Here is a 10,351-nt window from a genome sequence, read left to right on the forward strand (position 1 = left end):
CGCTTTAACCTTTGGTATAAGGCCGCTTTTTCTGTAATATCCGCGTGTTAAATCATTTCATGGAGTTGTTGGTATGTCATCTAAATGGCTTTCACTAGAAGAAGCCCTCACTAAAGCATTAGACGCTGCAAAAGCGATACACGACGTTGAGCAAGTGAGCATTTTTGACGCCAACAACCGCATCTTGGCCCAAGATGTAACTGCCCACGTTGATGTCCCGCCATGGGATAATTCAGCAATGGATGGCTATGCCGTAAATGCAGAAGATCTTAAACACATTGGTAAACTCGAAGTACAGGGTGTAATTACAGCTGGCATGAGTGCTGATGAGCCGCTTGAAAAAGGCAAAGCATTTAAAATAATGACGGGGGCCCCGGTGCCTGCCAATGCTAACGCCGTTGTAATGGTAGAGAATACCGAAAGTCATGATGGCGCGGTTTTGATCAATAAAATTCCATCGGCGCAAGAGAATATACGTAAAAAGGCCAATGATATCGCCAGTGGCGATACACTAATAAGCAAGGGCACGCGCCTTCACGCCGAACACCTTATGCTGCTGTCCTCCCAAGGAAACAGTAAGGTGTCAGTATTCAGAAAACTTCGCGTTGGTGTAGTCGCGACTGGTTCTGAACTTGCTGCACCTGGCGAACCCTGTAAATCGACACAAATTTTCGAGTCTAATCGCGTTGGTGTAAGTAGTATCTTAAGCAATGAAAATGTAGAGCTTGTTGATTTCGGCATTGTAGAAGACGACGAAGCATCTTTGCGTAAACTCTTCATTGAGGCGAGCAAGCGTGTAGATGTAATGGTAAGTAGCGGTGGCGTATCTGTGGGCGATGCCGACTATGTAAAAGATATCATCGCTGAATTGGGCACTATCGACTTTTGGAAAGTCGCGGTTAAACCGGGTAAACCCTTTGCACTGGGCAAAATAAACAACACGTTGTTTTGCGGTTTGCCTGGCAACCCTGTGTCTTCATTTGTTACCGCAAAATTATTGGTTGTGCCTGTTATCAAAAAAATGCAAGGACAAGTACAACCACACGAGCCGTTCTTTGTTAACGCTAGCATTACGACACCTCTTAAGCGACGTGCAGGCCGCCGAGACTTTCAGCGTGCAACCATGGTAAGAAATAATCAAGGTGAATGGGAAGTCACACCATTTAAGTCACAAAGCTCTGGCGTTATGACTTCAATCACTTCTGCTAACTGCCTAATGGTGGTACATGAAGATATAAGTGAGTTAAAAGTTGGCGATACGGTTCCGGTTATACCGCTACATTTTTAACAAGTTCGTTGTTGAAACGCTACTTCGTTAAGGCTTTTAAGCTCGTTTTTATTTTCTGCATTTTTATCGCCCTAGGCGACCCATATAGAGACACATTACCGTGAATAAAAAACGCTTTCTTTTAGAAGGAAGAGACATTTTAAAACTAGCATGGCCATTGTTGGTTGCGCAGATTACTCAAATGCTAATGGGCGTTAGCGATACTATTATGGCTGGGCGTTACAGTGCAACCGACATGGCTGCGGTAGCACTTGGATTTAGCATCACTGTGCCACTGCTTTGCTTTATACAGGGTATAGCGCTGGCACTTCCCCCAATCATTTCACGGCTGCAGGGAAACAAAAATTTAAGTGGTATTGCCGACGCAAGTCAGCAAGCTGGTTATCTGGTTTTCTTTGTGGGATTAGCGGTAGCAGGCTTAATTCCATTTACTGAAAGCATAGTCGCGCTGTTCCCTATGGCGCCCGAGCTATTTAGCATTACCGTAGACTACGTACTTTATGTGCTGTTCGCTATGCCTGGATTTGCACTTTACCAATGGCTTAGAAACTATTGTGAAGGCTTGGGTAAAACCAAACCCACTATGATTATTACGGTTATCGGGCTGATGGCGAACATTGTAGGAAACTACCTGTTTATCTATGGTGTAGGCCCATTACCAGCTATGGGCGGTGCGGGTTGTGGTATTGCAACGGCCATTGTGATTTACACTATGCTTATAGCAACCGTTATCTATGTTCGTTTTGCCCATGCCCTGCAAAAGTACAATTTGTTCGGACAGTTGTATAAACCTAACATGGTAACCATAAATCGCACCTTCAAAATGGGCTTACCCATTGCTATGACTATCCTGTTTGAAGTGACGCTGTTTTCACTGGTTGCGTTGTTATTAGCCCCTTTTGGTGCCACAACGGTAGCGGCCCACCAAGTCGCACTGAATTTCTCGGCCCTGATGTTCATGTTTCCTATGAGCATTGGTATGGCAGCAGCAATTCGCATTGGCTATCGCATAGGGCAAAATAACCCGCGACAGGCAAAAATTGCAGCTCGAACCGCTATTTTGATCGGTTTTTTCACCGCTGCGTGTACGGCTAGCTTCACCCTGCTAGCAAAGGGATTCATCATTGGCCTGTACACCAGCGACGAAGCCGTATATACCTTGGCAAATGCGCTATTGATTTATGCGGCGTTATTCCAATTGTCTGATGCGGTTCAGGTGATTTCGGCTAATGCATTACGCGGCTATAAAGACACAACAGCGATGTTTGTTATTACCTTTGTGTCCTACTGGTTAATAGGTCTACCTACAGGCGTTATTTTAGGTAGAACAAACTGGATAACGGCAGAACCAATGGCCGCAGCAGGGTTTTGGATTGGCTTCATTGTAGGATTGAGTGCCGCAGCTGTTATGCTAGGTGCACGCCTTCTTTACATCCAAAGGCCCAGTGCTGTGCATCGTATCGCGAATGCATAATACCAATCCGCATAGATCATTGCCCACTCAGAAGCTTGCCAGACCTTCCCGAGGGGCGAGTTTAAAATGTTCAATTGAACCAAAGCAGTTACCCCCTGCTTTTTAGTTTGTCCCAGTCTTGTGGCGTGTCTATATCAAATTGTGCGTTAGGTATAGACACGGCCGTTACCCTACCTAATTTCGCATGCTTCCTAATAACCGGCTTAGCCCCCATATCGCCACTTAGCGCTAGCAGTTCACTAAATACCGCTTCAGGAAAGATAGCAGGCACGGTTAATCGACTATTGTTCTCTCCCTGCTTTTGCCATTCACTGCATACTATGTGATTAGGGTTCGCATAAGAAGTGTTGATAAGGTGAACGAAGTCTTGTGCATTAAGACTCGGCAAATCGGCCAACGTGAATAGCACATGAGTAGGTCTTGTACACAAGCCCTTTGCTGTCGGGGATACTGATTTCGACAGTGATGAAAGGCTTAAAAGATGCGTAAGTCCCGTGCAAATACTTGATGCGAGGCCTTCATCCCAATTAGCGTTGTGAACGATACTGATGGGTAGTTCAGAATCCTTACATGGAGAGTGCTTTAGCTGCGTATTTACGGAATCATGCCATTTACCCGTAACAACGGTAATGGGTAATTCACTGGTTAATGCTAAGTCATTGCGCGCACTAACTACCTCCCCCACACTGTGTTGTATTAGAGAAAGCGCAGAAATTGGGTGTTCCGATAAAAGCTTATTACCCTTGTAGCGAGTGCTCTTTCCGCCAGCCAACACCACAAGTGCTACGGCATAATTTTCCGACTTCAATTCAACATCCGTTATATCAAAAGAAATAAAACGTGACACGTCAAAGGGCTTAGCGGCTTCTGCTAAGCCCTTTAATAGCAGCCGTTAACCCTTCAAGCGTAAGCCCATACATTCTGTCTTCCATAATTTCACGAATAATTTTGATAGACGAATAATACGGCCAATAATTCTCAGCTTGCGGATTAAGCCACACTGCGTTGTTAAAGTGGTTCAATAAACGCTGCATCCACACACTGCCCGGCTCTTCATTCCAATGCTCTACACTGCCACCTGGATACGTTATTTCATACGGCCCCATGGTAGCGTCACCTACAAAAATTACCTTGTAGTCTTTTCCGTAGCGATGAATGATATCCCAGATAGGAATGCGTTCTTTATTACGACGAAGGTTATCTTTCCACACCTCCTCATACACGCAGTTGTGGAAATAAAAGTACTCTAAGTATTTAAACTCGCTTTGCACCGCAGAGAAAAGCTCTTGAGTACTTTTTACGTGTGGGTCCATAGAGCCGCCCACATCAAAAAACATCAACACTTTTACCGCATTATGGCGCTCGGGCGCCATGTGAATATCGAGTAAACCGCCTTTTTTAGCTGTCTCACCTATGGTTGTTGGCACATCTAACTGCTCACTTGCGCCGGTGCGAGCAAACTTTCGTAGCTTCCTAAGGGCCACTTTTATGTTACGCGTACCCAGTTCTACATCAGAGCTTAGGTTTTTAAACTCGCGTTTATCCCATACTTTTACCGCCGAAAACTTTCTGTTTCCCTTTTGCCCTATTCGCACACCTTCTGGATTGTCGCCATAAGCGCCAAACGGGGATGTTCCGCCGGTACCCACCCATTTATTTCCACCTTGGTGACGCTTTTCTTGTTCTTCTAAGCGCTTCTTCAGGGTTTCCATCAGCTCGTCAAGACCGCCGGCTTTACGCAACGCCTCACGCTCTTCAGGGCTTAAATTTTTTTCAATTTCCTTACGCAGCCATTCTTCGGGAATGTCTTTACCGAACAAGTCGATAGATTCAACACCTTCAAAATATTCAGCAAACGCCCTGTCGAACTTATCGTACTGAGTTTCGTCCTTAACCATTATGGTACGCGACAAACTGTAGAACGCTTCGATATCGGCATACACCACGTGCTTTTCTAGCGCACTAAGCAAATCCAGCAACTCGCGCAGCGTGGTTTTCACCTGATATTTTCGCAGTGTATAAAAAAACTGAATAAGCATTAGCGACGCGCCATAAAGACCAGTTTTTCAAACAAATGTATGTCTTGTTCGTTTTTAAGCAGTGCCCCGTAAAGTGGTGGAATAGCAGCTTTTCCGTCTTTAGAATGAAGCGCTTCTGGTGGAATATCCTCAGCAACCAAGAGCTTCAGCCAGTCGATAAGTTCAGAGGTAGAAGGCTTTTTCTTAAGCCCTGGTACTTCGCGAATTTCAAAGAAGGCCTTTAACGCTTCATCAAGCAGCTTTTTCTTTAAATCTGGGAAATGTACGTTAACGATTTCTTGCATTTCCTCTGGATTCGGGAACTGAATGTAGTGGAAGAAACAACGGCGCAAGAAAGCATCTGGCAGCTCTTTTTCGTTGTTCGATGTAATAATAACAATAGGACGCTGCTTCGCGACTACACGTTCCTGCGTTTCATAAACGAAGAACTCCATCTTATCGAGCTCTAGCAGCAAGTCGTTGGGAAACTCAATGTCAGCTTTATCAATTTCATCAATTAATAGTACCGGGCGCTTTTCTGCGCTAAAGGCTTCCCATAATTTACCTTTTACGATGTAGTTGCTGATATCGTGAACGCGATCATCACCAAGTTGAGAGTCACGAAGACGTGACACTGCGTCGTATTCGTACAAACCTTGCTGTGCTTTAGTGGTTGATTTAATGTGCCACTGAATTAGTTCGGTGCCTAAACTCTCGGCCAATTCTTCAGCAAGCATGGTTTTACCTGTGCCCGGCTCGCCTTTAATTAAAAGCGGACGCTCTAGCGTAATAGCTGCGTTAACCGCCAGCTGTAAGTCTTTGGTTGCGATATAATTAGACGTGCCACTAAAAGCCATTATTGTTGTACTCCGTATAATTTTTCGTCTTTGCAATTTTAACTATAATATCAAGGCCTTCTCATGATTGCCCATAGATATAACATATAGCTAAAAAGCACTTTGCATTTTACTGATTGGGACCAATGATATAGGGGTATGACGAAATCCCCTAATTCAGGCTGTGAATTATTAACTATCACACGCGTTGAATTATTAACTATTAAAAAGGTCGTACAGATCACGACAGACGGGGTTTCCTATAAAATAAGGAACGAGGTAAGGATTTATAATGAACGTATTTGACGACAATTCCCTATCTATTGGCCGCACGCCACTAGTTAAGCTAAATCGCGTAACATCAGGTAATGTATACGCAAAAATTGAATCGCGTAACCCAAGCTTCAGCGTTAAGTGCCGTATTGGCGCAAACATGATTTGGGATGCTGAAAAGCGCGGTGTCCTTACCGAAGGTAAAGAAATTGTAGAGCCGACCAGTGGTAACACAGGTATCGCTTTGGCGTTTGTTGCAGCGTCTCGCGGTTATAAGCTAACGCTAACCATGCCTAGCAGCATGAGCCTTGAGCGTCGCAAACTTCTAAAAGCTTTGGGCGCAAACCTTGTTCTTACTGAAGCGCCTAAGGGCATGAAAGGTGCCGTTGCCGCTGCACAAGAAATTGTGGCATCAGATCCAGACAAATACGTATTGCTTCAACAGTTCGACAACCCGGCTAACCCAGCTATTCACGAAAAAACCACTGGCCCTGAAATTTGGGAAGATACAGACGGTAAAGTAGATGCATTCGTAGCTGGTGTAGGTACGGGTGGTACAATCACGGGTGTAAGTCGCTACCTTAAAAATACGAAAGGTAAAGCAATTACTTCTATTGCCGTTGAGCCAACAGACTCTCCAGTAATTACCCAAGCGCTTGCGGGCGAAGAATTAACCCCTGGCCCACACAAAATTCAAGGTATTGGCGCAGGTTTCATTCCAGGTAACCTAGATCTAGACCTAATTGACGAAGTTGAGCAAGTTACCAACGAAGAATGTATGGACATGGCGCGCAAGCTAATGACCGATGAAGGTATTCTTGCAGGTATTTCTTCTGGTGCAGCCGTTGTTGCCGCTAAGCGTTTTGCTGAACGCCCAGAAAACAAAGACAAAGTGGTTGTAGTACTTCTAGCAAGCGGCACAGAACGTTACCTAAGTAGCCCTTTGTTTGCTGGTGCGTTCGACGAACAAGAAGAAGTTCAATAACCACCAAAATGTTTCAATTATTTAAAAACGAGGCCTAGTGCCTCGTTTTTTTTATGCCTACTCTCTTCTGTTTCTCCTGAAGTTTCATGAACACAAACACCTGAGTTTTACGCTCTATTACTTTGCTTTTGTGCGCAATATTGTGAATAATCAAAGCATAGATTAGCGAAGCGGCGAGCACATTGACTTCGTTGAGATATAAAACTATCAATAAGAAACGGACCTCTTTACATTAAGGTAATCCAAATGAAAACGCGTATGTGGTACGCCCTATTCGGGCTTTTTACAGTGTTGATTTTATCCGCTTGCGGTAAAAAGGAAGAAGGCATCGGGCGGTACGGCATGCTTGATGAAAGTACCCCTGAGTACACCACCGTAGCGTTTCTCAAAAGTGTTTATGAAGATGACAACCTTGATACAGCAATTCGCCTATCAAGCGAAAAACTGTCTCGTATATTAACGAGATACCACACTAACAGTAACGTTCAGCGCCACCTCTTAAACCTTAAATATGACACCGTCACCATCACTCCACAGAGTGCAGGCCGAGTTGGCCGCAACGAGTTCGCAGAAAAATCGACAATCACCGTATTTTTAAGTGGAACATACAACGACGATAAAATTGAAGACTTGCGTAGCCTAGACTTGATTAAAGAAGACGGTGAATGGAAGGTTAATAAAATTCATCCAGATGCCTATTTATAACGTGTAGATAAATGTTGTTTTTATGGCCAGCAACGTAGCTTTTTACAAATGAAGAAAATAAAAAGGATGTTTTCCGGCTTTTACACTTAAAGGCATTTATTTTTTGTTCAAAGTATTGTTTTAGGATAATAATTTTAAAACGCTCATAAGTGATATACGGATAGTTTCCACCTTGCATAAAGGATTTTTTCTGTACATTAAATTGTTATGCGATTGGTGTAACATGGATAAAAAACTAGAACGTTCCAATGCAGATAAAGTCTTGAGAAGGCTTACTAATCAAATCAAGGCACTCGGTTTTATGCGAACCAAGCCAACGATCTGGGTCAGAGAACGAGAGCATTTGGTTCAGTTTATTCATATTCACAAATTCACTTTTGGTCCATTTTTTAGAATTCACACGTGTATCAGACCATTAAACTCTGAGTTGGAATTTGTTGCGTTATTTGGGCCAATCGAGCAGGAACTTAATGAATTAGCCAGATTTGAATATGCCGAAGAACCAAGCTCTATAGAAAAATGTGCGTCGGATATGTCTCAGTTTATCTCAACATGTTCAGAAGAATGGTATTCAACACTTGGTACCTCAACAGCACTGCTGAGTTCTCAATCAGTGCTTGACGCACAGGAACAAATGTCGCTTCGGGAGTCCTTAGATGGCAAATCAAAAGCATCCAACATTGAAAGAACAAGGCTTTTATTAAAAATCGCATAACAAACTGCTGTAGTCGCTCGCAGGCTCGCTGGGACGCAAACACATGGGCTGCGTCGCTTCGCTCCTAAATTTTAGCCCATGTGTTTGCGCCCCTAAGCAGGGTGTTATAAGGCGTCAGCCTAAACTGCGTTTGGCTTTATAAAAGTCCCAGTAAAACTACCCTCACCCGTTTTCATTAGCATCGCTCTGGCTTGTGGTAGGTTTAAATCCGCCGCGTTCAACTCAAAGGTGGTGTAATAGGCGCTTTATCACCAAATTCTTATTTTGAGTCAGCAAGCGCCATTACACTCGATAGCTCAGATGGCGGCTAGCTTCAGTTAAATCAAAACCTCACTGCGCCATCGTTTTGCTTGTTTGTGTTAACAATCAATCGTATGCTGGCTTCATTAGTTTTTAAAAAGGCCGAAGGAACAGCCTCTGCTTCTAACAAGGCGCTTAAGTTCACTCCCTTCGGTCGCTCGGACGCATTTACGCGGGGCGGCTTCGCCATTATGCCCCACGTAACTGCGCCGCTTAGCTTAATGTTATGTGTCATCACTATGAAGCGAATATTTATAGTTTGGTCGCCAGCAATATTGGGGCTCTTTTTAATCATTGTCGCAAAAGTTGACCTTTATCAGTTTGAAAGAGAAGCAATTGATATTCACACTATGCTTTCCCGTGAATTACCGATTCTCGTTGCTGGCGGTTTTCTCTCAGTTGCTATATTTTTTAGTAGCTTTTATTGGTTATATAAGAAACACTGGTCAATAGCTATACAGTCATTCTTAAGCTCAATGATATTTGTACTGTTTTTCATTATTGGCGGCGCTATTGGTGCGTCTTATTTAAATGCCACATAACAACCCAATCAACACACTCACTGCGTTCGCTGGGACGCATACACGCGGGGCGGCTTCGCCATTATGCCCCACATGTCTGCGCCCGTTATTGGAAAGTTATGTGCTAACCTGTGTAATCAAAAATAAAAGGATTTATTTAATGAAACTACCAGCCTTCTTAATTCTAAGTATTCCTCTGCTAAGCGCATGTATAGTCGTTCCAGAAACCGATACGGCAAAAGTGAATAAGTGTGAAATATCCTCAGACCGCAAAACACTTAAAGTTATTAATGGATTTGAGGATACCAATACCTTCTATTCAATCAGCGGTCTCGTATTACTCCCCATCTCAGGCGTAGTCTCTGGTACATACGTAGCTATCAATAATGTCTACCATCTAGGGGAGGAGACACTTGTCTGTGGGTCTAAAAATGCACGCACATAACAAAGCGCTAAACACGTTCACTTCGTTCACTGGGACAGTAACGCAGCGGCGCTTCGCGATTATGCCGCTACGTCACTGCCCGTTAGCTTAGCGTTATACGTTTCTTGGGGTTCGAGTGATAAAGGAGTAAATATGAAAATTTCAGATATAGTTAGTCGGGAAAATGAAGAAGCAAAATACGTAATAATTTCAATGGAAGTATCTTCTGCTAATCAAGTTGTCACACTTGTTGAAGTGAATCCTACAGACACTACTCAACATTTAAATACGGATAAAGATCCAATTACTATTTCAATTAAAGAGTTAAACGCCTTTTACTCAATAGCAGAATAAGAACGAGAATTAAAAAATGAACTTGGATAAACTTTTAAGTCTTCCACAAGAACATACGTTATCATCTAAAGACTGTCAGTTATTGAACCAAGATTTAGCTTCAAAAAATATTGATGGTATTCCTGTTGAGTCACGCCCCCTGATCGAAGAATATTTAGTTAATGCACTAAATATGGGTTCTGTAGAGCCAAAATTTAAAGAAGCACTTGAATCTTTGTTGAAAAACTTACAAAACGTATAACAAGTTGCTCAAGTTCGTTCGTAAACTCACTGGGACAATTAACAGTTGGCTTGGCGCTTCGCGCAAGTCTAGCCAACAGTCAATTGCCCCTTAGCAAAGCGTTATGTTGCATATGAATTCAAATGACTAAGATTCGTAAATCAGGAATTGCCCTTTATCTCGCACTCATTGGTTTTTCTCTATCTAAAATCATTGGTTTGTTTTTGGGAGCTATAAT

The 10,351-nt window shown here is 43.2% G+C and carries 11 protein-coding genes; 8 read left to right on the plus strand and 3 right to left on the minus strand.

What is annotated here, in order from left to right; translation table 11 throughout:
• Positions 1-73: 73 nt before the first annotated feature.
• Together moeA and AWH61_RS19880 are read left to right on the plus strand one after the other, a co-directional pair.
• Positions 74-1,288, plus strand: a complete 1,215-nt coding sequence (gene moeA / locus AWH61_RS19875; RefSeq protein ID WP_075178011.1) for a molybdopterin molybdotransferase MoeA — start codon at positions 74-76, stop codon at positions 1,286-1,288.
• Between the two features lie 100 nt (positions 1,289-1,388).
• A complete protein-coding gene (locus AWH61_RS19880) occupies positions 1,389-2,762 on the plus strand; it encodes an MATE family efflux transporter (RefSeq protein ID WP_075178012.1) in 1,374 nt (457 codons plus the stop codon).
• An 88-nt stretch (positions 2,763-2,850) separates the two neighbouring features.
• Here AWH61_RS19880 and AWH61_RS19885 read toward each other — a convergent pair whose 3' ends face one another.
• From AWH61_RS19885 to AWH61_RS19895, 3 genes are read right to left on the minus strand one after another with little or no spacing between them, the layout of a single operon-like run.
• Entirely contained in the window at positions 2,851-3,570 is a 720-nt protein-coding gene (locus AWH61_RS19885; RefSeq protein WP_075178019.1) for a nucleotidyltransferase family protein, read from the minus strand.
• A 49-nt stretch (positions 3,571-3,619) separates the two neighbouring features.
• A complete protein-coding gene (locus AWH61_RS19890) occupies positions 3,620-4,801 on the minus strand; it encodes a vWA domain-containing protein (protein WP_075178013.1) in 1,182 nt (393 codons plus the stop codon).
• Positions 4,801-5,637 (minus strand): AAA family ATPase, encoded by an 837-nt coding sequence (locus tag AWH61_RS19895; RefSeq protein ID WP_014949689.1) that lies wholly within the window; start codon positions 5,635-5,637, stop codon positions 4,801-4,803. Before AWH61_RS19895 ends, AWH61_RS19890 begins: the two co-directional genes overlap by 1 nt.
• 271 nt (positions 5,638-5,908) lie before the next feature.
• Between AWH61_RS19895 and cysK the strand changes: the two genes are divergently transcribed.
• The 6 genes from cysK (at position 5,909) to AWH61_RS19935 (ending at position 10,134) form a co-directional block, all read left to right on the plus strand.
• Positions 5,909-6,874, plus strand: a complete 966-nt coding sequence (cysK, locus tag AWH61_RS19900; protein WP_014949690.1) for a cysteine synthase A — start codon at positions 5,909-5,911, stop codon at positions 6,872-6,874.
• A 246-nt stretch (positions 6,875-7,120) separates the two neighbouring features.
• Entirely contained in the window at positions 7,121-7,579 is a 459-nt protein-coding gene (locus tag AWH61_RS19910; protein ID WP_014949692.1) for a nuclear transport factor 2 family protein, read from the plus strand.
• 223 nt (positions 7,580-7,802) lie between these two features.
• The gene (locus tag AWH61_RS19915) at positions 7,803-8,294 is read left to right on the plus strand and encodes a hypothetical protein (protein ID WP_075178014.1); all 492 of its coding nucleotides are present in this window, start codon (positions 7,803-7,805) and stop codon (positions 8,292-8,294) included.
• A gap of 539 nt (positions 8,295-8,833) precedes the next feature.
• Positions 8,834-9,136 carry a hypothetical protein gene (locus tag AWH61_RS20190; protein ID WP_170870521.1) on the plus strand — a complete coding sequence of 101 codons (303 nt, stop codon included), beginning with the start codon at positions 8,834-8,836 and terminating at the stop codon, positions 9,134-9,136.
• Positions 9,137-9,692: 556 nt separating this feature from the next.
• On the plus strand, positions 9,693-9,893 hold the full coding sequence (locus AWH61_RS19930; protein ID WP_075178016.1) for a hypothetical protein: 201 nt from the start codon (positions 9,693-9,695) through the stop codon (positions 9,891-9,893).
• 16 nt (positions 9,894-9,909) lie between these two features.
• The gene (locus AWH61_RS19935) at positions 9,910-10,134 is read left to right on the plus strand and encodes a hypothetical protein (protein WP_075178017.1); all 225 of its coding nucleotides are present in this window, start codon (positions 9,910-9,912) and stop codon (positions 10,132-10,134) included.
• Positions 10,135-10,351: the final 217 nt, after the last annotated feature.

The sequence above is a fragment of the Alteromonas sp. W12 genome (genome assembly GCF_001924945.1).
Classification (GTDB): Bacteria; Pseudomonadota; Gammaproteobacteria; order Enterobacterales; family Alteromonadaceae; genus Alteromonas; species Alteromonas macleodii.

Bases quoted from the DNA above. Each gene is read 5' to 3' on its own strand.
- moeA (WP_075178011.1), top strand. From the start codon at position 74: ATGTCATCTAAATGGCTTTCACTAGAAGAAGCCCTCACTAAAGCATTA.
- AWH61_RS19890 (WP_075178013.1), bottom strand. From the start codon at position 4,801: ATGCTTATTCAGTTTTTTTATACACTGCGAAAATATCAGGTGAAAACC.
- AWH61_RS19895 (WP_014949689.1), bottom strand. From the start codon at position 5,637: ATGGCTTTTAGTGGCACGTCTAATTATATCGCAACCAAAGACTTACAG.
- cysK (WP_014949690.1), top strand. From the start codon at position 5,909: ATGAACGTATTTGACGACAATTCCCTATCTATTGGCCGCACGCCACTA.
- AWH61_RS19910 (WP_014949692.1), top strand. From the start codon at position 7,121: ATGAAAACGCGTATGTGGTACGCCCTATTCGGGCTTTTTACAGTGTTG.
- AWH61_RS19915 (WP_075178014.1), top strand. From the start codon at position 7,803: ATGGATAAAAAACTAGAACGTTCCAATGCAGATAAAGTCTTGAGAAGG.
- AWH61_RS20190 (WP_170870521.1), top strand. From the start codon at position 8,834: ATGAAGCGAATATTTATAGTTTGGTCGCCAGCAATATTGGGGCTCTTT.
- AWH61_RS19930 (WP_075178016.1), top strand. From the start codon at position 9,693: ATGAAAATTTCAGATATAGTTAGTCGGGAAAATGAAGAAGCAAAATAC.
- AWH61_RS19935 (WP_075178017.1), top strand. From the start codon at position 9,910: ATGAACTTGGATAAACTTTTAAGTCTTCCACAAGAACATACGTTATCA.